The following is a 20,966-nucleotide window of genomic DNA, read 5'->3' on the forward strand; positions in this document are numbered from 1 at the left end:
CGGGCGGGCGGCCGGCGCGGCAGCGCGGGCGCGGCGAGCGGCAGCCGCAGGGGAGCCGCGAGCAGGCCGGCGACGGCGCGCAGGGCGCGGAAGACGGCCCGCTCCCCGTAGCCCAGCCACAGGCCGCACAGCAGCGCGGCCGGCAGGTGCGCGGCGGCCATGCCGAGTGCGGCGGAGCCGTCCGCGGCGGGTGGCGCGTGGCCCGCGTGTCCCAGGGGGGCCAGATGGTCCGGGGACGCGGTGAGGGCCCCCCGGACCATGGCCGCCGGGTGCGGCGCCGCGGCGCCCGTGTCCCCGGAGGGGGGCGCGGCCGTTGCCGCCCCGCCGTGCCCGGTGAGCGAGAACACCCCGTGCAGGGCCGTCTGGGCGGCGACCACGCCGGACGCGACCAGCGGCAGCCCGCGCTCGCGGCCCGCCAGGCACCAGCCCGCGGCACCGGTCGCGGCCCAGCCGGCCAGCAGCGCCGGGGCGGTCAGGTGGTGGCCGGACGTCATGACGTGGCCCAGGGCGGCGAGCACGGTGCAGACGGCCGCGAACACCGCGGCCCGTGCCGTGCGGGCGCACCACCCTGCCGTCATGGCGCCTCATCCTCGCACTCGCACCGAGCCCTCGCACGGATGTACGGAAATTCCCGCCGGGGCGCTCACCACGGGCGGGGTTCGTCGTCCGGTTCCCGCCGCTCCCCGTCCGGTTCCCGCGCCCCCTCCCCCGGCGCGCCCCGGGGGCGCGCGGTCCGGAGGGGGCCGGGCGGATTCCTCCCGGAGGGGCGGGCGGGCCGCATGCGCGGGCGGTCCTCGGGCAGTCGGTTGACATGGTCGGTGACACGGACGACGTGAGGCAGGCACGGCAGCAGGGCGAGAGCGGCCACCGGACGGTGCCGCACACCGCCGACATCCGCATCGAGGCGTGGGCCGCGGACCGGGAACGCTGTCTGACGGAGGCGGTGCTGGGCATGGTGGAGTCCTTCGCGGACGTCTCCGGGGTGCGGCCCACCGCCGTGGACCGGGTGCGGCTGGCCGAGGGCAGCGACGAGGACCTGCTGGCCACGCTGCTGGACGAGGTCATCTTCCGGCTGGAGGTGCACGGCCAGGTGCCCGTGGACGTGGAGGCGGACGAGGACGAGGGCGGGCTGGACGTGCGGCTGGCGGTCGCCGGGCTGCGCGACGTGGAGATCACCGGGGCCGCGCCGAAGGCCGTCGCGTGGAACGAGCTGCGGATCGGGCCGGACGCGTACGGGTGGTCGTGCGCGGTGACCATCGACGCCTGAGGGGGCCGGCCGCCGGGCCCGGCCCTCGGCCACGTCCGGCGGCGCCGGGCTCAGCCCTTGACCACGCCCAGCGGTACCAGGCGGGCCACCGTGCGGCACAGGCCCGCGCCCTCGCTGGCGGCCACCACCTCGCCGACGTCCTTGTACGCCTCCGGGGTCTCCTCGGCCAGGCCCCGCCACGAACGCGGGCGGACCGCGATGCCGTGCGCCTCCAGCCGGGCCCGCAGTTCCTGGCCGGTGACCGTGCGGGCGGCCTGGTGGCGGCTGAGCACCCGGCCCGCGCCGTGGCAGGTGGAGTGGAACGCGTCGCCGCCGGGCACGCCGGCCAGGACGTAGGAGGCGGTGCCCATGGTGCCGGGGATGAGCACCGGCTGCCCGTGCTCCCGCAGGTCGGGCGGGAGTTCGGGGTGTCCGGGCGGGAAGGCGCGGGTGGCGCCCTTGCGGTGCACGCACAGCCGGCGGCACTCCCCGGCCACCCCGTGGGTCTCGATCTTGGCGAGGTTGTGGGACACGTCGTAGACGAGGGACAGCCGCATGCCGGCGGCGCGGCGGAACACCCGGCGGGCCGCGTGGGAGAGCAGCTGGCGGTTGGCGCGGGCGTAGTTGGCGGCGGCGGCCATCGCGCCGAGGTAGGCCCGCCCCTCCGGTGAGCCGACGGGGGTGCAGGCCAGTTGCCGGTCGGGGACGGCGATGCCGTAGCGGGCCATGGCGCGGTCCATCGCCCGGACGTGGTCGGTGCAGATCTGGTGCCCGAGGCCCCGGGAGCCGCAGTGGATCATCACGCACACCTGGCCGGGGACGAGCCCGAACGCGGCGGCGATCCGCTCGTCGTACACCTCGGCGACCTCCTGGACCTCCAGGAAGTGGTTGGCCGAGCCCAGGCTGCCGACCTGGCCGAGGCCGCGCTCCCGCGCCCGCTCGCTCACCCGGGTGACGTCGGCGTCGGCGACCGCGCCGCCGTCCTCGCAGCGGGCGAGGTCGCGTTCCTCGCCGTAGCCCTCCGCCACGGCGTACCGGGAACCGCCGCGCAGGATCCGTTCCAGCCCGTCGCCGGGCGGCCGCCACACGCCGCCGGGGCCGGCGCCGCGCGGGATCGCCCGGTCCAGGCCGTCCATGACGGCGGGCAGCGCCGGCCGCAGCGCGCGCCGGTCGGCGTCGGCGGCGAGCAGCCGCACCCCGCAGGAGATGTCGAAGCCGACTCCGCCGGGCGAGACCACGCCGCCGGTGCCGACGTCGGTCGCCGCGACACCGCCGATGGGGAAGCCGTAGCCCCAGTGGATGTCCGGCATGGCGTACGAGGCGCCGACGATGCCCGGCAGGGTGGCCACGTTGGCGACCTGCTCCAGCGACTTCTCGGCGTCGGCGAGCAGGCCGCGGGAGGCGAACACCACGCCGGGGACGCGCATCGGCCCGTGGGGCGCGATGCGGAAGCGGTAGGGGCGTTCCTCGACCAGATCCGTGCCCGGTGCCATCACGGCCTCCCGCGGTTCGCGTCCCCCTCCGTCCGCGGTACCCCTGCCGGGCGCGGCCATGTCGGGCCGCGCCTCCCCGCGGCACGGCTCTCCCCGCGGCGCCTTCGCCGGCGGGGAGAGCCGTGCCGCGGGGAGGCGGGCGGCCGCCGGGGAGCGGTCCTGGCCGTGTGCGGCGTCCGGCCGGACCGGCGGGGGCGCCCGCGTGGTGCCGGACCGGGGCGGCGCGCCCGTGGCGGCGGGAGGGGGGACGGTGACGCGGTGCGCCGGTCAGCCCGCCCAGTCCAGCAGGCGGTCGCGGGTCTCGGGCGCCCTGAGGTGCGCGAGCGAGGCCTTCTCCAGCCGGCGTACGCGCTCCCGGGTCAGGCCCACCTGCCGGGCCACCTGCTCCAGGGTGCGCGGCCTGCCGTCGTGCAGGCCGTAGCGGAGGCTGAGGATCAGGGCCTCGCGGGGCGCGAGCGCGCCGACGGCCTCCCGCAGCTCCGCCGCGAGCGCCCGGTACTCGGCGACCTCGGGAGCCTGCAGCACGTCGGTGTCGGGGATGAGGTCGCCGACGACCGTCTCGCCGGTGTCGTCCACCGGCGTGTCGAGGCTGACCGCGTCCCTGCCGACCCGGCGCAGCCAGACGACCTTGTCCAGGGCGAGGCCGCTCTCCCGGGCCACCTCCTGCGCGGTCGGCTCGCGGTCGAGGCTCAGCTGCAGCCGCCGTTCGGTCCTGGCGAGCTTCTGCAGCTGTTCCACGACGTGCATCGGCAGCCGTACCGTCCGGGCGTGCGTCGCGAGGCCGCGCTCGATCGCCTGCCGGATCCACCAGGTGGCGTACGTGGAGAACCTGAACCCCTTGGTGTGGTCGAACTTCTCCACGGCCCTGATCAGCCCCAGGTTCCCCTCCTGGATGACGTCCAGCAGGGGCAGCCCCCGGTGGGCGTGGCGCTTGGCCGTCGCCACCACGAGCCGCAGGTTGGCCCGGACCATGTGGTCCTTGGCGGCCTGCCCGTCGCGCACGGCCCGCTCCAGGGCGCGGCGCCGCTCGGGCGTCGGCTCGGGCTCGCCCGCGTCGGCCCGTTCCAGTTCCTCGCGCGCCCGCAGACCGGCCTCCATCCGCCGGGCGAGGCGCACCTCGTCCTGCGCGTCGAGCAGCGGGGTGGCTCCGATCCGCGCCAGGTACTGGCCGAGCAGGTCGGGTTCCTCGTCGGGTTCGGGGATCCTGCCGCGCAGCCGCGCGGTGCGGGCGACGGCGCGGCGGTCCTCCCGGCCGGGCGCCGGGGGTGTGTCTGCCGGGGGAGACATCTCGGGTTCCTCCGTCCCCTGCTGCTGGCGGGGCCCGGGTACCCGGGGCTCCCGCGTCGCACACACGACCACAGGCACCCGATATGCGCAATATGCCCGATATTCCGACTCGGCGGGGGTACTCCGGGACGCATGGCTGGCATCGAGCTCAACAGCAGCGCTTTCAGCGATCACTCGTTCCTCACCCGCCGGTACGCGTACGAGGGCGACAACGTCTCCCCTCCGCTGGCCTGGAGCGGCGTTCCGGACGACGCGACCGAGCTGGTGCTGTTGTGCGAGGACCCCGACGCGCCCACGGGCACCTTCGTGCACTGGATCGTGGTCGGCATCGATCCCCGCAGCGACGGCGTCGCCGCGGGCGAGTGCCCGCCCGGCGGCACCGAGCTCGTCAACGGCTACGGCGAACACGGCTGGGGCGGCCCGCATCCCCCGCCGGGGGACGAGGCGCACCGGTACTTCTTCCGGCTGTACGCCCTGCCGGGGCCGTGCGTGCTGCCCGATGCGCCCAGCGCGGACCAGGTCCGCGAGGCGGCCGGGAAACAGCAGCTCGCGAGCGGCACCCTCGTCGGGCTGTACCAGCGCTGACCGGGCCGCCCGCCGTGCGGCGGGCGGCGCCCGGCACGGCCGCTACGGCCGGTCCGGCGCGCCCCGTTCCCGCCGCAGCCGGCGCGTCACCACCAGCAGGTCCGCCGCCGCCGTCAGGGCCAGCGCCGCGCAGACGACGGCGAGGACCACCAGCGCGCCGCGGTCCGGGCTGTCGCCGGGACCCGAGCCGGCGGCCCACACGCCGAAGAAGACGGCCGCCGCGGTGAAGAAGGGCAGGAAGACGGCCGCCAGCAGCAGCCGCAGCCGCAGCGGGCTCTGCGCGGTGCTCGGTTCGTCCCCGGTACGGGGCCACCGCCGCCCGACGAGGCCGGAGCGGGCCCGCGGCACCGGGCGGCCCGGGCCGTCCCGGGCGCGCCCGGCCGGCGGGTCTGGGCCCTGCCGCGCGCCGTCCACCGGCCCTCCGCGGGCCGAACGCGGATCGTCCATGCCGTTCCTCCTTCGCGGTCGTTCCGCTCGGCGGCCGCTCCGCTCAGTGACCGGGGGCGGCTCGGCTGATCTCCGCCAGGGCCGGGCCCGGATCCTCCGCGGCGGCGGCGAGGTCGCCGAGGCTGACGACGCCGACCGGGCAGCCGCCGCGTTCGACGACCGGGATGCGGCGGACGGCGTACCTGCTCATCAGCTCGACCGCGCGGTCGGTCGTGTCGTCCGGGGCCAGGGTCACCACGGGCGGGCGGGTGCACACCTGGCCCACGGTCGTGGCGTCGGGGTCGTGGCCCTCGGCCACGGCCCGCAGGACGATGTCACGGTCGGTCAGGATGCCGAACAGGTCGCAGTCGTAGGCGACCAGGACGTCGCCGACGTCCCGCTCGCGCATCAGGCGGGCCGCCCGCGTCAGCGTGGTCATCGGCTCGACGGACGCCGCGCCGGGTGACATCACGTCCCGTATCCGCCGGGTCATGGGCACCTCCAGGGCTTGCGGTGGTCGGTCCTGCCCCCGCCGCGTAGCCCGTGGCGGGGCCGGTAAACCGGCCTGCGCCCGCCTCCCGCGCACCTGGTCGTCGGAGTCGTCTGGTTGGATGTGCCCCTGCTACTCGCCTGCGGCGCCGGGCACTTGGCGGCCGGGCCCCGCAGGCCGCGCACGAGGAGGGGGATCATGACCACGCAGGAACCGGCCGGCGGTCCGGAACGCGACGACGCCGACGGCCCGCCGTCCCTGCCCGACGAGGTGTGGGAGAGGTTCATCGCGGACTCGGAGCAGGCGATCCGGGACTCCGCGCCCAAGGAGCCGTCGGCGCGGGCCCGGATGGTGACCGCCCGGTTGCGCGAGCTGGACGAGGCGGCGGCCCGGCAGGCGGGCGGCCCGGCACGCCGGCGCTTCGGGCGCGGGGCGGGGAAGGCCGGGCGGGGGCCCGCCGGCGGCTCCTGGCAGCCCGAGGGCTGGCGCACCGGCCCGGTCCGGCAGGAGGCGAACGGCCGGGCCGGGCGGCGTCGGCGGGGCGCCGGCGTGCTCGGCGTGCTCGCCGCCGTCTCCGTGGCCGTGGTCGCCGTCAGCCCGGGCTGGGCCCTGTCCCACCTGCCCGGTGGCCTGGGCGACCGGTTCACGGACCGGGACGCCCGGGGCGCGGCCGGGACCGCGCCGTCGCTGCCGCCGGAGACGGCCCGCCCCACGGCCCCGCCGGCCGCCGGGTTCCCCGGCGTGCCCACGCTGGACCGGCCCTTCGCCGGCTCCCCCGCGGAGCGCTACGCCGACGGCGCCGAGGGCATCACGCTGCCGGAGGCCACCGCGGTCGGTTCGCTGTCGAAGGACCGGGTCGCCTTCGCCCTGCGCCAGGCCCGCAGACTCCTGGTGGACGCCAATCTGGACCCCGTCACCCTGCGCGGCGGGCACCCGGACGAGTCGTTCGAGGTGCTGGAGCCCCGGCAGGAGGACGTCGCCGGGCTGCTGCGGACGGCGCTGCGCGAGCCGGACGAGGACCACGACCCGCTGTGGATGTTCAGCCGGTTCGACCCGGACGAGGTCCGCCTGGTCGGCGACGTGGTCAAGACCCGCGGCCGGATGACGTTCGAGGCGGGGCGGCGCGCCTCGGTCGTCGTCCACGCCGATTACACCTTCGTCTACCCCCTCGCCAAGGCCGGCCCGGGCGCCACCGAGGTCACCCGCACCATCGTGCGGCGCGTGCTGGACCTGGAGCTGTCCGACCCGAGCGCCTACCGGGTGACGCCGGGCAGGCTCGTCGTGACCCGCTTCGACCAGAGCACCGGCAACTCGGCCTGCGGCGTCCACGACGGTTACCTCCATCCGCGGTTCGCCGGCGACGCCCCGGCGGGCCCCACGCCGACCGGCCCGGCGACGGACCCCTACGACCGCAGCCAGGACCTCGACCCCGACCGCCCGGTGGAGTGCGGCACGGCGACCCGCACCTGAGGCCGGACGGTGCCGTTCACCGGCCCGCCCCGCCGGTGCGGGGCGGGCCGCGCGGCTCCGGGAACCACGCCGGCCGGTGAGGGGCCACAACCGTCGGTTGTGGCCCCTCACCGGCCGGTTGTTTGATCCGCGGATCCACCGCTCGCTTTGATGTCCCCGGTCGACGAGGAGTTGTCCGGGCGGGCGGAGCGGGGGTGGTCGTGGTGGGCGGGCGGTCGCTGGGGCGGCGGTTCGGGTGGCTGTGGGCGGCGTACGGGGTCAGCGCGTTCGGCACGCGGCTGGCGTTCGACGCGTTTCCGCTGATCGCCCTGGTGGTGCTGCACGCCGGGCCGACCCAGGTGGCGGCGCTGGCGGCCGTGGGGTCGGCGGTGGGCGCCGTGGTCGCGGTGCCGCTCGGCCCGTGGGTGGAGTTCCGCCGCAAGCGGCCGGTGATGATCGCCATGGACCTGGTCCGGTGCGCCGCGCTGCTGAGCGTGCCCGCCGCGTATTTCCTCGGCCTGCTCGGCTTCGCCCAGCTGCTGGTGGTGTCGGTGGTGGTCGCCGCGGCCGACATCACCTTCACCGCGGCGGCCGGGGCCTGTCTGAAGTCGCTCGTCGGGAAGGGGGACCTGCTGGTCGCGAACGGGCGGCTGGAGGCGACGGCCTGGACGGCCACCATGGCCGGACCACCGCTCGGCGGGGCGGCGGCCGGCGCGTTCGGCCCGGTGGCGACGGTGGTGGCGGACGCGGTCAGCTATCTGCTCTCGGCGCTGGGGATCCGCGCGATCGGCGGCCGGGAGCCCCGGCCCGTGCGGACCGGCGCGTCGTCACGGCTCCGCGCGGGCGACCTGCTCGACGGGTGGCGGTACATCCTGGCCGATCCGGTGCTGCGGCCGCTGTTCCTCAACACGGTCCTGGTCAACGGTCTGATCATGGCGACCTCGCCGCTGCTCGCCGTCCTGATGCTCGGCCCCCTCGGCTTCGCGCCCTGGCAGTACGGCCTGGCCTTCGCCCTGCCCTGCGCCGGCGGACTGGTCGGCTCGCGGCTGTCCCGCCGGCTCGTCGCCCGGTTCGGGCGGCACCGGGTCCTGCGCACCGCCGGCACGCTGCGCGCGTGCTGGCCGCTCGGCCTGGTCCTCCTCCACCCCGGCGCCACGGGGCTGGTGCTGGTCGTGGCCGTGGAGTTCGCGCTGATCACGTGCGTGGGCGTGTTCAACCCGGTGTTCGCCACCCACCGTCTCGACCGCACCCCGGCCGACCGGGTCACCCGTACGCTGTCCGCCTGGTCCGTGACCGGCAAGGCCTCCGTCGCCGCGCTGACCGCCCTGTGGGGCCTGCTGGCCGGCCTCGTCGGCCCCCGCGCCGCGATCGCCCTCGCCGGTCTGCTCCTGCTGGCGACCCCGCTCCTGCTCCCGCGCCGCGACCACGCGCCCCGGCCCGGGGCGGAACCGGCCCGGAGCCGCCCCTGACCCGCCGGACGCCCGGCGCCCCCGTGCGGGGACACCGGGCGTCCGCGCGCCCGGGCCCGCTCAGCGGGCGCCGGGGACCTCCTCCGTGACGCCGTTGAGGGGCGAGGACGGGTCGCTGCCGTACGGGCGGGTGATGACCTCCAGGCCGTGGCCGTCCGGGTCGGTGAAGTACACGCCGCGCCCGCCGTCGTTGCGGTTGATCCGGCGCGGGTGCCGGCCGTGCGGATCGGCCTGGACCGGGACGCCTGCGCCGACCAGGCGGGCGAGGATCCCGTCGAACTCGTCCTCCGACACGAGGAACGCGTAGTGCTGCACCGGGATGTCGGTGTCGAGGGTGAGGAAGTCCAGCGTGACACCGTTGGCGGTGGTCACCGGCAGGAAGGGACCGGCCGGTGCGCCGACGTCCAGTCCCAGGACCCCGGCGAGGAAACGAGCGGACCTCTCCCGGTCGCGGGAGAGAACGATGGTGTGGTTGAACTCGACGGACATGGGTGAATGCCTCCACGGGCATCTCCGCGGCGCCTCCATGCCTCACCCGGCCGGTGACCGGCACGCGATGCCGCACCGCGGATCGTAGGGATCCGTGTCCGTGGGTGTCCAGCGGTTTTCCGCCGCGCGGCGCCCCGCGGTCGCCGTGCGCGGCCGGTCCGCGCGCTCACCGCGCCGGCTGTCCCCGGCCGGCACCGCTTCGCGGCCTCGTGCCGGGTGCGGTCCGGCGCCGTGCCGCCCCATTGCCGTGCCGGGCCGTGCCGCGGTCACCGGGTTTTCCGCGGTCCGGCGACCGGGCGCGGTCCGGCGACCGGGCGCGGTCCGGCGGCCGGAGGTGCCCCGGCGGCCGGAAGTGTTCCGGCGGCCGGGAGGAACCGGGGCCCGCCCTGTCGGCGTGGGGAAGGGAGGGTGGGCCCCGGGGCTCGCGTCGGTCCTCGCGGGACCGTCCGGCCGCGCTACCTCACCGTGCAGGCGGCGCCGTTCAGGGTGAAGGCGGCGGGCTCGGCGAAGGTGCCGCTGTAGGTGCCCTGGAGGCCGAAGCTCTGGCTGCCGCCGGCCGCGATCCGCGCGTTGTGGGAGAGGCCGGTCGCGGTGACGGCCCCCGAGGACGGCGACACGGAGGCGTTCCAGGCGCTGGTGACGGTCTGCCCGGAGGGCAGGGTGAAGCCGAGCCGCCAGCCGTCGACCGGGGCCGAGCCCTTGTTGGCGACCTTCACGTCGGCGGTGAAGCCGCCCTGCCAGACGCTGGCGGAGTAGGTGACCTCGCAGGCGGCCGGCGTACCGGGATCGCCCGAGCCGCCGCCGGTGTTGACGGAGGACGAGAAGGAGTTGACGGCCAGCCCGGCCCCGTTCTGCCACGGCTCGAACCCGGCCTGGACGCTCGTCAGGTACCAGGACGACTGGGCGAGGCCGCGGGCGACCGCCTGGTCGACGAAGTCCATCACGTCGAAGCTCCAGCTGCCGATGGCGGACGGGGCGACGAAGGACAGCACGTCGTTGGAGCCGTTGCTGCCCGACCACACCTCCCAGCTGCGCCCGCCCACGGTGGCGGTGCCCACCGGGGAGCCGATCGGCTGGATCGGCCCGACCCGGTTGAACCACACCATGATCTCGGTGCGGTTGACGCCGTCGGTGCGCGGCGTCGGGTCGAGCCAGATGTCGTACGAGGCGTTGTAGACCGCGTTGCTGACGTAGCCGTAGGAGATGCTGGTCGGCGCGCTGGAGATGGAGCTCACCCGGGCGGGCAGGGCGGTGCCGGGCGAGCAGTTGGTGTAGTGGCAGCCGTTGAAGACGGACGGATACGACTTCGGGGCCCCGTTGGTGGGCACCGAGCCGTCCGCCCGGGTGACCCGGAATCCCGTGTCGGTGGCGGTGACGCACTGCTCCTCGCTGGTGCCCCAGCGGTTGTTCTGCACCACGTAACGGCCCTGGATCGTCGTCGAGCCGAACTGTTCGCAGAGGGTGGTGTCGGCCTGCGCGGCCGGGACGGCGGTCAGGAGGGCCGCGAGTGTGCCGAGAGCCGTCAGCAGCGCTGCGAGCAGGCCGCGGGCGGCGCGGACGGGGGACGGTAACGGTCGCATGCGGGTCCTCTCGGGAAGGAGGGTGGGCCGGTGTCCTGGGGGATCGGGAGCGCTCCCGCTCACCACAGGCGTGGGAGCGCTCCCAAGTTGCCGGTCCGGAACGGGACTGTAGGGGCGCCCGGGAGGCGTGACAAGACAGTGGGCGTGAACACGTCGAACGGATTTCGACGGCGGGCGGGGAACGGACGCGCCCCGGCGGACTCTTCTTCCCCGACCCGGACCACGGATCGCCGCCGCCCCATTTACAGCCCCTTGACCCCTCGCTACCGTGACCAGAAGTGGGAGCGCTCCCAATCCTCGGGATGTCATGCCCACGCAATATCCCTCCTCCTGGCGCCGGTCCGTCCCCCGGGTGCCGCGGCACGCCATGCCGGGCCGGCCCAGCCCTCCCGAAGGGTGAAGTTCCTTGTCACGACGCAGGATCTACGCCTTATTCGCGGCCTTCGCCACCGCCGTCGCCTCGCTCGGCCTGCTCGTCCTGGGCCAGAGCCCGGCGCAGGCCCACGGCGTCGCGCTGACGCCCGGCTCGCGGACCTATCTGTGCTACCGGGACGCCCTCACCGGCACCGGCTCACTGGAACCGACCAACCCGGCGTGCCGCGCCGCGCTGCAGCAGAGCGGCGCGGGCTCCCTGTACAACTGGTTCGCCGTGCTCGACTCCAACGCGGGCGGGCGCGGCGCGGGTTACGTGCCCGACGGCAAGCTGTGCAGCGCGGGCGACCGGTCGCCGTACAACTTCTCCGGCTACAACGCGGCCCGCTCCGACTGGCCCCGTACGCATCTGACCTCCGGGGCGACGATGCGGGTGCGGTACAGCAACTGGGCCGCGCACCCGGGCGACTTCCGGGTCTACCTCACCAAGCCCGGCTGGTCGCCCACCTCCCAGCTGGCCTGGAGCGACCTGGAGCTGATCCAGACGGTGACCAACCCGCCCCAGCAGGGGTCCCCGGGGACCGACAGCGGCCACTACCACTGGGATCTGAAGCTGCCCTCGGGCCGCTCCGGTGACGCCCTGCTGTTCATCCAGTGGGTGCGTTCGGACAGCCAGGAGAACTTCTTCTCCTGCTCCGACATCGTCTTCGACGGCGGCAACGGCGAGGTGACCGGCATCCGCGGCTCGGCGGGCACCCCGGACCCCACGCCGACGCCGACGCCGACCCCCACGCCCACCGGTTCCTGCATGGCCCACTACACCGTGACCAACGCCTGGAACGGCGGCTTCCAGGGGTCGGTCGAGGTCATGAACCACGGCACGGAACCGATCAACGGCTGGACGGTGGCATGGAAACCGGGCACCGGGACCAGGATCGGCAGTCTGTGGGGCGGATCCGCGGCGACCGGACCGGACGGCACGGTGACGGTGAAGAGCCTGGACCACAACCGCACGATCGCGGCGGACGGGAGCGTCACCTTCGGCTTCACCGCGACCTCGACCGGCAACGACTATCCGGTCGGCTCGGTCGGGTGCAGCACGTCGTGAGCCCGGCGGGCCGTCCGCTGCCCGCGTCCCCGCGGGCCTGACCGGCGGGCGGCCGGGCGCCGCGGGCGGCCCTCGCGGGCCGGGCCCGCGGCGCCCCGGGCCCGGTGCCGGACCGGGTCAGGCGGAGTCCCTGCGCACGAGTTCGGTGCGCAGGACCACGTGCCGCCAGGCCACCGCCGAGTCCTCCAGCTCCTCCAGGAGCAGGCGGACCAGGGCCCGCCCGATCTCGTCGACCGGCTGGCGCACGGTGGTGAGCCGCGGATGGATGTGCTGGGCGAGCGGGAAGTCGTCGAAGCCGATCACGGCGACGTCGTCGGGCACGCGGCGGCCCGCCGCGCGCAGCGCGTGCACGGCGCCCGCGGCCATGGTGTCGGAGGCGACGAGGACGGCGTCGAGGCCGGGATGCCGGGCGAGCAGTTCGCGCATCGCCCGGCGTCCGCTCTCCTCGGTGAAGTCGCCCTCGGCGACCCAGGAGTCGTCGGGGGCGCCCGGCGCGGGTGCGGCGTCCCGCTCCGTCCCGCGCCCCAGGGCCTCGCGGTAGCCGCGCAGCCGGCACTGGGCCACGTACATGTCGAGCGGGCCGGTGATGGTGGCGATGGCGCTCCTGCCGCTGCCGAGCAGGTAGCGGACGGCCGTGCGGGCGCCGCCCACGTTGTCGACGTCCACGTAGGAGACGGGCTCGTCGGCCGAGCGGCGCCCCAGCAGGACCGTCGCGATGCCCAGCTCCGCCAGCATGTCCGGCAGCGGTTCGCCGCCGTGCGCGGACACCAGCAGCACGCCGTCGACCCGGCCGCCCCGCGCGTACTCCACGAACCGCCGGCGCTCGGCGGCGCCGCGGACCAGGGTGAGCAGCAGGTGCATGCCGCTGTCGGCGAGGGCGTCGCTGACGGCCCGTACGGTCTCGGCGAAGAACGGCTCCCCGAACAGCCGCCATTCGGCCTCCGTCACCACCAGGGCCACCGCGTCCGCGCGCCGCCCGGCGAGGGAGCGCGCGGCGTGGTTGGGGACGTACCCCAGCTCCGCGATGGCCCGCTCGACGGCCCGCCGGGTCGAGTCCTTCACCCCGGCGGCGTTGTTGACGACGCGTGAGACCGTGCCGCGGCCGACGCCGGCGAGCGCCGCCACGTCCTCCAGCGTCGGCGTCCCGGTCCGCTGTCTGCCCGCCATCGCCTCGACCTCCCCCTCACCGCTCCCGCATGGTACGGCCCGCGCGCCCGGTCCCGGCGGAGGATTTCCGCCACCCGCGCACGACAGGCGTCGGCCCGGCCCGGCGGGTGCGACGGCCGGGGCCGCGCTGTCCGCCGTCCCGCCTGCCGCCGCCGGCCCCCCGATCCCGTCACACCCCTTCACCGGACCGCCACAGGTTCGCCATAGTGGGCTCCCGGGCACCTCCTCGAAGGCGGGGTGCCCGCGGGAACGCACGGGCGGGGCGGGGCCGGCGCGGTGCCGGGCGGTCCGGGCGCTTCGCCCAGCGGCCGGTCCCCGGTCCCCGGTTTCCGGCTTCCGGCTTCCGGCTTCCGGCTTCCGGCTTCCGGCGCGGACTTCCCGGCCGCGTGAGCGCGTTCGCGGGGCGCCCGGCGCGTCCCGCGGACGTGCCGGGCGCCCCGGTGTCCGCACGAAGGCGTTCGCGGGACGCGGCGTCCCCGCACCGGGGCGCACGCTCTACCGTGACTCCGTGACCGCGTACACCGATGAGAACGCCCCCGGCCGCCACGGCCCCTGCGCCACCACCGAGGCCGACCCGCGCGAGGTCGGCCGGGTGCGGACCGAGTACTCCCCCGCGCACGACGGCGATCCGGACCCCGGCGAGGTCGTCTGGACCTGGGTGCCGTTCGAGGAGAACGACGGCCGGGGCAAGGACCGTCCGGTGCTCGTCGTCGCCCGTGAGGCCGCCGGCACCTTCCTCGCCGTCCAGCTGTCCAGCAAGCGGCACGACGGCGACCGGGAGTGGGTGCCGATCGGCAGCGGGCCGTGGGACCGGTCGGGGCGCGCGTCGTGGGTCGCGGTGGACCGGGTGCTGCGGCTGCACGAGCAGGGCATGCGCCGGGAGGCCTGTGCGCTGGACCGGATGCGCTTCAACCTGGTGCGGCAGCGGCTGCGGGAGCGCTACGGCTGGAGCTGACGCTCCGGAAGCGCCACGGCCGCGACCGGCGCCCCGGAGCCGTCACCGCTGCGGCCGGTGCTCCGGGAACGCCCGGGCGAACGCCGCGCGGACCGTGCCGCCGGGCGTGCGGTCCGGGATGCCGAACACCACGTGCGTGAAGGCGGAGGCGAACCGTCCGCCGGGGCCGAGCAACGCCCGGAACGCGCCCGCGACCTGCTCCGGGTCGTTGCGGAACACTCCGCAGCCCCAGGCGCCGAGGACCAGCCGCCGGTGGCCGTGGGCCACGGCCGTCTCCAGCACCCGCTCGGCCCGCACGGCGAGGGCGCGCGGCAGGTCCGCCGCGCGCTCCGGCGCCGTGCGCAGGACGACGCCCGCGTTGGGGGCGGCGGCCGTCAGGAAGGAGGCGGTGTACGGCTCGTCCAGCAGGCGGCCGCGGTCGTCCCGGAAGACGGGCACGCCGGGTGAGTGGATGACGCGGTCCGTGTAGAACGGGTCGCGGTGGGCGCGGTGGTGATCGTAGAACCCGCGGGCCCGCAGCAGGCAGGTGTACAGGGCCGAGGCCCGGCACAGGGCCTCCTCCTGGGCCTGGGCGCCGTTGCGGTAGCCGCCGCCGGGGTTGCGCGCGGAGGCGAAGTTCAGCACGGCCACGTCGCCGCCGAGCCGGCGGGCCGCCGCCAGGCTGGTCTCCTCCGTGACCTCGAAGAAGGGGTCCGCCGGCGGCACCGGCGGGATCCCGACCGGCTCCGGCCCGTACATCCGCGTGCCCCGGCGGGCCGCCTCGACCGCCGCGGCGATCGGCACCTCGCGCCCGTCGAAGGCGCGGTACGCCCCCGCCGCCACGATCCGTTCCGTCTCCTCCGCGACATCGCGCAGGCGCGCGCTCACGGCGCCACCCCCGTACGCGCCGCGACCACGCGCCGCGCGGCCTCCCCCGTCGTGCTCATGACGGCATCGTGAGCGATCCTGATTCCGGGGCGCAACCGGGTTTCCCGGCCCGAAGACGCCCTGGAAAGCCCGGGTGAACGGCCGGGGAGCGAAGACGGCCGAGGCGGAACGTCCCCGTAGGCGCTCTTGTGCGCGGCGGCCCGACGGCCTTGGGTGGGACGGGTGAGCCGGCCCGGGCCACCCGTCGCGGGCCCCGGCGGCATGGTGGAATCTCAGGAGGATCCCGACATGTCCGATTCATCGATAGCGGGCGGCTGTACGGAGCACCTCGCCGCCGTCACCGAAGCCGAGGTCGAGGCCCTGGTCCGGGGCATCTGCTTCAAGACCGGACCGCCCCGCCGCCTCGGCGTCGAAGTGGAATGGCTCGTCCACGAGCTGCGCGCCCCGCAGCTCCCCGTACCGCCCGAACGACTCCGAGCGGCCTACGCCGCGCTGCGGACCCTGCCTCTGAGGTCGGCGCTCACCGTGGAACCCGGCGGCCAGCTGGAGCTGAGCTCGCCCCCCGCCGCCTCGCTGATGGAGTGCATCGGTACCGTCTCCGCCGACCTCGACGCCGTCCGCGCGGTCCTGCGCGAGGACGGTCTGGCACTCGTCGGCATCGGCCACGATCCCTGGCACCCGCCGCGCCGGTTCCTGCGCGAGCCGCGGTACGACGCCATGGAGGCCTGCCTGGACCGCGCCGGCCCGGCCGGCCGCGCCATGATGTGCACCTCGGCGTCGGTGCAGGTGTGCCTGGACGCCGGCCACGAGGAACCCGGCCCCCTCGGCCATGTGCGGCGCTGGTGGCTGGCCCACCGGCTGGGCCCGGTCCTGGTGGCCGCGTTCGCCAACTCCCCCGTCGCCGGGCGGCGGCCCACCGGCTGGCTGTCCACCCGGCAGCTGCGGTGGGCCGAGATCGGCCCCGGCCGGGCGGGCGGCCCCCCGCTGGACGCCGACCCGCGCGCCGCCTGGGCCCGGCATGTGCTGGACTCCCCGGTGATGTGCGTACGGCGGGACGACGGGCCCTGGGACGTGCCGGACGGGCTGACCTTCCGCGAGTGGACCCGGTCCCGGTCGCCGAGACCGCCCACCCGCGGCGATCTCGACTACCACATCACGACGCTGTTCCCGCCGGTCAGGCCCCGCGGCCACCTCGAACTGCGCATGATCGACGCGCAGCCCGGCGACGACGGGTGGATCGTGCCGCTCGCCGTGACGGCCGCCCTCTTCGACGATCCGGAGGCCGGCGAGACCGCCTACCGGACCGTGAAACCGCTCGCCGAGCGGACCCGCGGCCTGCCCGCCCCGGGCAACCCGCTCTGGCTCGACGCGGCCCGGCGGGGGCTCGCCGACCCCGAACTGCACGAGGCGGCCGTCGGCTGCTTCCGGGCGGCGCTCGGGGCGCTGCCCCGGCTCGGGGCCACCACCGAGGTCACGGACGCCGTCGCGGCGTACCTCGACCGCTACGTCGTTCCGGGCCGCTGCCCCGCCGACGACCTGTTGCAGACGCTGGACGGCGCGAGCCGTCGCCCGCACGGGAAGGACCCGCGCCCATGACCGACCCCGCTCCCGACGCCGACGTCCTGCGCGAGCGCGCCCTGGCCTCGCTCACCGCCGCCCGCGCCCGCACCACGCTCCTGACCGGCTGCGTCGAGGATCCCGACCTGACCGCGCAGCACTCGCCGCTGATGTCCCCGCTGGTGTGGGACCTCGCGCACATCGGCAACCAGGAGGAGCAGTGGCTGCTGCGGGCCGTCGCCGGGCAGGAGGCGCTGCGGCCGGAGATCGACAGCCTGTACGACGCCTTCGAGCATCCGCGCGCCGAACGGCCCCGGCTGCCGCTGCTGCCGCCCGGCGAGGCCCGCCGGTACGTGGCCGAGGTGCGCGGCCGGGCCCTGGACGTGCTGGCGGGCGCCGCGTTCCGCGGGACGCGGCTGACCGAGGCGGGCTTCGTCTTCGGGATGATCGCGCAGCACGAACAGCAGCACGACGAGACGATGCTGATCACCCATCAGCTCCGCCGGGGGCCGCGGGCGCTGACCGCCCCGGACCCGGAGCCCGGGCCGCCGTTCACCGGGCCGGCCGAGGTCCTCGTGCCGGGCGGCCCGTTCACGATGGGCACCTCGGCCGAGCCGTGGGCCCTGGACAACGAGCGCCCCGCGCACCGGCGCGAGGTGGCCCCGTTCCGGATCGACACCACGCCGGTGACGAACGCCGCCTACCAGGCGTTCATCGAGGACGGCGGCTACGACGACCCCCGCTGGTGGGCCCCGGAGGGCTGGGCGCACGTCCGGCGGCACTCCATCACCGCCCCGCTGTTCTGGCGCCGCGACGGCGGGCAGTGGCTGCGCCGCCGCTTCGGCGTCACGGAGGTCGTGCCGCCCGACGAGCCGGTGCTGCACGTGTGCTGGTACGAGGCCGACGCCTACGCCCGCTGGGCCGGGCGCCGGCTGCCCACCGAGGCCGAGTGGGAGAAGGCCGCCCGGTACGACCCGGCCGGCGACCGCTCGAGGCGCTACCCCTGGGGCGACGCCGATCCGCTGCCCGAGCACGCCAACCTCGGGCAGCGGCATCTGCGCCCGGCGCCCGCCGGCAGCTACCCGGCCGGTGAGTCGCCGCTCGGCGTACGGCAGCTGATCGGCGACGTGTGGGAGTGGACGGCGAGCGACTTCCTGCCGTACCCGGGGTTCCGGGCCTTCCCGTACCGGGAGTACTCGGAGGTGTTCTTCGGGTCCGCGTACAAGGTGCTGCGCGGCGGCTCGTTCGCCGTGGACGCGGTGGCCTGCCGGGGCACGTTCCGCAACTGGGACCACCCGGTCCGGCGGCAGATCTTCTCCGGCTTCCGCACGGCCCGCTCGGAGGAGGACTGATGTGCCGTCACCTCGCCTACGTGGGGCCCCCGCAGTCCCTCGGGCGGCTCGTCGTGGAGCCGCCGCACGGCCTGTACCGGCAGTCGTGGGCGCCGCGGCGGCAGCGGTACGGGACGGTCAACGCCGACGGTTTCGGCGTCGGCTGGTACGCCGACCCGGACCCGGTGCCGGCCCGGTACCGGCGGGCCGGGCCGATCTGGGCGGACCGGTCCTTCGCCGACCTGGCCCGGGTGGTGCGCTCGCGGGCGGTGCTCGCCGCCGTGCGGGACGCGACCCTGGCGGGCGCCGACGCGGAGGCCGCCGCGGCGCCGTTCGCGGCGGAGACCTGGCTGTTCAGCCACAACGGGGCCGTGGCGGGCTGGCCGGGTTCGCTGGCGCCGGCGGCCCGCCTCCTGCCCCCGGAGGAACTGCTGTCGCTGGAGGCCCGCAACGACTCGGCTCTCGTGTGGGCGCTGGCCCTGCACCGGCTGCGCGGCGGCGACGAGCCGGGGCGGGCGCTGGCCGGCACGGTGGCGCAGGTGGCCGGGGCGGCGCCCGCCTCCCGGCTCAACCTGCTGCTCACCGACGGCACGACGATCGCCGCCACCGCCTGGGGCGACACCCTGTGGTACCTCGCCCGGCCCGGCGGCGGCACCGTCGTGGCCTCCGAGCCCTACGACGACGACCCGCGCTGGCGGGAGGTCCCCGACCGCACCCTGCTCACGGTGAGCCGCACGGACGTGCTGCTCACCCCGCTCGAGGAGCCGGGCGACCCCCTGGCCTGCGCACCCGCGAAGGAGTCCCGCACGTGAGTCCGTTCCTGCTCACCCGCGTCCTGCCCGAGGACGCCACGGACGCCGCCCTGCGCGCCGACGTGCGCCACGGCCTGACCGGCGTCCCCAAGACGCTGCCCCCGAAATGGTTCTACGACGCGCACGGCAGCGAACTGTTCGAGCGGATCACCGAGCTGCCCGAGTACTACCCCACGCGCGCCGAGCGCGAGATCCTCGTCGCGCGGTCCGGTGAGATCGCCGCGGCGGCCCGCGCCCGCACCCTGGTGGAGCTGGGCTCGGGATCCTCCGAGAAGACCCGGTACCTGCTCGACGCCCTGACCGGCCTGCACACCTATGTGCCCGTCGACGTCAGCGAGAGCGCCCTCACCCGGGCCGGGCGGGCGCTCGCCGCGCAGCGGCCGGGGCTGGCCGTGCACGCGCTGATCGCCGACTTCACCGCCGGGCTGACGCTGCCGGACGCGCCGGGGCCCCGGCTGGTGGCGTTCCTCGGCGGCACGATCGGCAATCTGCCGCCCGCCGACCGCGCCGCGTTCCTGGCGTCGGTGCGCGCCCTGCTGTCGCCCGGCGACGCCCTGCTGCTGGGCACCGACCTGGTCAAGGACGAGCGGGTCCTGGTCCGGGCGTACGACGACGCGGCCGGGGTGACGGCCGCGTTCAACAGGAACGTCCTGACCGTGATCAACCGTGAGCTGGGCGCCGACTTCGACACCGCCGCCTTCGACCACGTGGCGCTGTGGGACGCCGGGCACGAGTGGATCGAGATGCGGCTGCGCTCCCGTACCGCGCAGACGGTGAAGGTGCCCGCGCTCGACCTCGCCGTGGACTTCGCGGCGGGCGAGGAGCTGCGCACGGAGGTCTCGGCGAAGTTCCGCGCGAAGGGGGTGCGCGCCGAACTGTCCGCCGCCGGGATGGAGTTGACCCACTGGTGGACGGACGGCGAGGGCCGGTTCGCGCTGTCGCTGAGCGTGGCGCGCTGACGGCGGGGATCGCCCCGGACCGGGGTCCGGGGCCCCGGTGACGCGGCGGGAGGCCCACCGGGTCTCCCGCCCGGGCGCCGGCCCCGGCGAGCGCCCCGTCGCGCACCGGCGGCGGGGCCGGGGCGGGCGGCACGCGGACGGCCGTGCCGCCTTCCGGCGCGGACCGGTACGCGGACCCGGGGCGTCCGGTGCGGCGCCTCGCGCTCCGCCGCGGCTTGGGGCACGGTGGAGTGACGTGGGACACACCCGCCGCCGTCGCCATGGAGCCTTCGGGAGAGGAGCACCCGCATGTCGAACCACACCTACCGGGTCACGGAGATCTTCGGCACCTCGCCCGAGGGCGTCGACCAGGCCATCCGCAACGGCATCTCCCGCGCCTCGCAGACCCTGCGCAACCTGGACTGGTTCGAGGTGACGCAGGTGCGCGGCCAGATCGAGAACGGGGACATCGCCCACTGGCAGGTCGGCCTGAAGGTCGGCTTCCGCCTGGAGGAAACGGGCTGACGCGCCCGCGGCCCGGCCGGGCCGTCAGGTCCGCCCCTCCCGTTCCTGCGCCACCTCCAGCTCGGCCGACGGGGTCGCCCAGCGCGCCCGCAGGACGGGGAAGCCCGCCCGCTCGGCGTCCGCGCACACCAGTTCGTCGTCGTCCACGAGGACCCGGATCTCCCGGGTCCGGGCGAGCCGGCGCAAAATCGCCAGTTTGGTGAACCGGGCGGGCCTGCGGTCGTCGTCGCGCCGCATGTGGAGGCGCCCCTCGGGCAGCCCGTGCGCGGCGAGCCAGTCCAGGGTGTCGCGGCGGCACCGCTCGGGCCGTCCGGTGAGGTAGACGACCTCGCACTCCTCGGCGCTGCGCCGCGCCAGCGCGACGCCCTCCGAAAGCGGCGGGTCCTGCGGCGCGGCGGCGAAGAAGGCGTCCCAGTCGCGCGGCCGGCGCTCCAGGAACCGCTGCCGGTGCGCGGTGTCGGCGAGGGTGTTGTCGAGATCGAACACGGCCAGCGGTCGCTCGGTGCTGTCGCTCACGGCACCCACCCTACGGCGGAGGCGCCGGCGGACGGCGGGCCGCCCGCCGCGGCGGCGCCGGCCGGGCCGCGGAACGGGGGCGGCCCCGGCGGACGGTCCGCGGGAGCCGGCCGGGCCGGGGAAGGGTCCGGACGGCGCGCCGACGCCCCTCCCCGCCGGGGGCGCGATACCACGATTCCGCCGACGAGGACGCGAACGCGCCAAGGGATCATCTTTATTCGGCACACCAGTTGATAGCTCAAGCACGGCGCTGCAATACTCCGCTTCCGACCTCGCCCCCACCCGTGGACGGAGGTCGCCGGGG

21 protein-coding genes are annotated in these 20,966 nt (G+C 76.2%); 11 read left to right on the forward strand and 10 right to left on the reverse strand.

Going from position 1 to position 20,966, the window contains the following annotated elements; all coding sequences use genetic code 11:
* Nucleotides 1-578, reverse strand: a 578-nt coding sequence (locus tag ABD363_RS29130; RefSeq protein ID WP_344608916.1) for a hypothetical protein, incomplete at its 3' end; no start/stop codon positions are given.
* A 233-nt stretch (nucleotides 579-811) separates the two neighbouring features.
* Between ABD363_RS29130 and ABD363_RS29135 the strand changes: the two genes are divergently transcribed.
* On the forward strand, nucleotides 812-1,267 hold the full coding sequence (locus ABD363_RS29135; RefSeq protein WP_344608918.1) for an archease: 456 nt from the start codon (nucleotides 812-814) through the stop codon (nucleotides 1,265-1,267).
* A gap of 50 nt (nucleotides 1,268-1,317) precedes the next feature.
* Here the strand turns inward: ABD363_RS29135 and ABD363_RS29140 are convergent, their stop codons facing one another.
* Together ABD363_RS29140 and ABD363_RS29145 are read right to left on the reverse strand one after the other, a co-directional pair.
* Entirely contained in the window at nucleotides 1,318-2,739 is a 1,422-nt protein-coding gene (locus ABD363_RS29140; RefSeq protein ID WP_344608920.1) for an RtcB family protein, read from the reverse strand.
* A gap of 267 nt (nucleotides 2,740-3,006) precedes the next feature.
* Entirely contained in the window at nucleotides 3,007-4,026 is a 1,020-nt protein-coding gene (locus ABD363_RS29145; protein ID WP_344608922.1) for a sigma-70 family RNA polymerase sigma factor, read from the reverse strand.
* Nucleotides 4,027-4,158: 132 nt separating this feature from the next.
* Between ABD363_RS29145 and ABD363_RS29150 the strand changes: the two genes are divergently transcribed.
* A complete protein-coding gene (locus ABD363_RS29150; RefSeq protein ID WP_344608924.1) occupies nucleotides 4,159-4,611 on the forward strand; it encodes a YbhB/YbcL family Raf kinase inhibitor-like protein in 453 nt (150 codons plus the stop codon).
* Nucleotides 4,612-4,653: 42 nt separating this feature from the next.
* On the opposite strand, the gene ABD363_RS29155 is transcribed toward ABD363_RS29150, so the two are convergent.
* Both ABD363_RS29155 and ABD363_RS29160 read right to left on the reverse strand, forming a co-directional pair.
* Nucleotides 4,654-5,058, reverse strand: a complete 405-nt coding sequence (locus tag ABD363_RS29155; protein ID WP_344608926.1) for a DUF6343 family protein — start codon at nucleotides 5,056-5,058, stop codon at nucleotides 4,654-4,656.
* Between the two features lie 43 nt (nucleotides 5,059-5,101).
* Nucleotides 5,102-5,530, reverse strand: coding sequence for a CBS domain-containing protein (locus ABD363_RS29160; RefSeq protein ID WP_344608928.1), 429 nt, complete (start codon nucleotides 5,528-5,530; stop codon nucleotides 5,102-5,104).
* A gap of 195 nt (nucleotides 5,531-5,725) precedes the next feature.
* Here ABD363_RS29160 and ABD363_RS29165 point away from each other — a divergent pair, with 195 nt between their 5' ends.
* Together ABD363_RS29165 and ABD363_RS29170 are read left to right on the forward strand one after the other, a co-directional pair.
* The gene (locus ABD363_RS29165) at nucleotides 5,726-6,997 is read left to right on the forward strand and encodes a hypothetical protein (protein WP_344608930.1); all 1,272 of its coding nucleotides are present in this window, start codon (nucleotides 5,726-5,728) and stop codon (nucleotides 6,995-6,997) included.
* A gap of 200 nt (nucleotides 6,998-7,197) precedes the next feature.
* Nucleotides 7,198-8,445: an MFS transporter gene (locus tag ABD363_RS29170; RefSeq protein ID WP_344608976.1), complete on the forward strand. Its 1,248-nt coding sequence runs from the start codon at nucleotides 7,198-7,200 to the stop codon at nucleotides 8,443-8,445.
* Between the two features lie 60 nt (nucleotides 8,446-8,505).
* On the opposite strand, the gene ABD363_RS29175 is transcribed toward ABD363_RS29170, so the two are convergent.
* Together ABD363_RS29175 and ABD363_RS29180 are read right to left on the reverse strand one after the other, a co-directional pair.
* Entirely contained in the window at nucleotides 8,506-8,934 is a 429-nt protein-coding gene (locus ABD363_RS29175) for a VOC family protein (protein WP_344608932.1), read from the reverse strand.
* A 455-nt stretch (nucleotides 8,935-9,389) separates the two neighbouring features.
* Nucleotides 9,390-10,514, reverse strand: coding sequence for a glycoside hydrolase family 12 protein (locus ABD363_RS29180; RefSeq protein WP_344608934.1), 1,125 nt, complete (start codon nucleotides 10,512-10,514; stop codon nucleotides 9,390-9,392).
* Nucleotides 10,515-10,920: 406 nt separating this feature from the next.
* Between ABD363_RS29180 and ABD363_RS29185 the strand changes: the two genes are divergently transcribed.
* A complete protein-coding gene (locus tag ABD363_RS29185) occupies nucleotides 10,921-11,994 on the forward strand; it encodes a lytic polysaccharide monooxygenase auxiliary activity family 9 protein (RefSeq protein ID WP_344608937.1) in 1,074 nt (357 codons plus the stop codon).
* A 117-nt stretch (nucleotides 11,995-12,111) separates the two neighbouring features.
* Here the strand turns inward: ABD363_RS29185 and ABD363_RS29190 are convergent, their stop codons facing one another.
* Nucleotides 12,112-13,161, reverse strand: a complete 1,050-nt coding sequence (locus tag ABD363_RS29190) for a LacI family DNA-binding transcriptional regulator (RefSeq protein WP_344608939.1) — start codon at nucleotides 13,159-13,161, stop codon at nucleotides 12,112-12,114.
* A gap of 508 nt (nucleotides 13,162-13,669) precedes the next feature.
* Here ABD363_RS29190 and ABD363_RS29195 point away from each other — a divergent pair.
* Nucleotides 13,670-14,116 carry a type II toxin-antitoxin system PemK/MazF family toxin gene (locus tag ABD363_RS29195; RefSeq protein ID WP_344608941.1) on the forward strand — a complete coding sequence of 149 codons (447 nt, stop codon included), beginning with the start codon at nucleotides 13,670-13,672 and terminating at the stop codon, nucleotides 14,114-14,116.
* A gap of 42 nt (nucleotides 14,117-14,158) precedes the next feature.
* On the opposite strand, the gene ABD363_RS29200 is transcribed toward ABD363_RS29195, so the two are convergent.
* Nucleotides 14,159-14,983 carry a TIGR02452 family protein gene (locus ABD363_RS29200; protein WP_344608943.1) on the reverse strand — a complete coding sequence of 275 codons (825 nt, stop codon included), beginning with the start codon at nucleotides 14,981-14,983 and terminating at the stop codon, nucleotides 14,159-14,161.
* Between the two features lie 288 nt (nucleotides 14,984-15,271).
* On the opposite strand from ABD363_RS29200, the gene egtA reads away from it, so the two are divergent.
* The 5 genes from egtA (at nucleotide 15,272) to ABD363_RS29225 (ending at nucleotide 20,146) form a co-directional block, all read left to right on the forward strand.
* Nucleotides 15,272-16,579, forward strand: a complete 1,308-nt coding sequence (egtA, locus tag ABD363_RS29205; protein WP_344608945.1) for an ergothioneine biosynthesis glutamate--cysteine ligase EgtA — start codon at nucleotides 15,272-15,274, stop codon at nucleotides 16,577-16,579.
* Nucleotides 16,576-17,892, forward strand: a complete 1,317-nt coding sequence (gene egtB / locus ABD363_RS29210; protein ID WP_344608947.1) for an ergothioneine biosynthesis protein EgtB — start codon at nucleotides 16,576-16,578, stop codon at nucleotides 17,890-17,892. The genes egtA and egtB overlap by 4 nt, the downstream gene beginning before the upstream one ends.
* A complete protein-coding gene (gene egtC, locus ABD363_RS29215; protein ID WP_344608949.1) occupies nucleotides 17,892-18,683 on the forward strand; it encodes an ergothioneine biosynthesis protein EgtC in 792 nt (263 codons plus the stop codon). Before egtB ends, egtC begins: the two co-directional genes overlap by 1 nt.
* Entirely contained in the window at nucleotides 18,680-19,642 is a 963-nt protein-coding gene (gene egtD / locus ABD363_RS29220; RefSeq protein WP_344608951.1) for an L-histidine N(alpha)-methyltransferase, read from the forward strand. Before egtC ends, egtD begins: the two co-directional genes overlap by 4 nt.
* A gap of 288 nt (nucleotides 19,643-19,930) precedes the next feature.
* Entirely contained in the window at nucleotides 19,931-20,146 is a 216-nt protein-coding gene (locus tag ABD363_RS29225; protein WP_344608953.1) for a dodecin, read from the forward strand.
* A gap of 24 nt (nucleotides 20,147-20,170) precedes the next feature.
* Here ABD363_RS29225 and ABD363_RS29230 read toward each other — a convergent pair whose 3' ends face one another.
* A complete protein-coding gene (locus ABD363_RS29230; RefSeq protein WP_344608955.1) occupies nucleotides 20,171-20,662 on the reverse strand; it encodes a phosphatase domain-containing protein in 492 nt (163 codons plus the stop codon).
* Between the last annotated feature and the right edge of the window lie 304 nt (nucleotides 20,663-20,966).

The sequence above is a fragment of the Streptomyces glaucus genome (assembly GCF_039533365.1).
Taxonomy (GTDB): Bacteria; Actinomycetota; Actinomycetes; order Streptomycetales; family Streptomycetaceae; genus Streptomyces; species Streptomyces glaucus.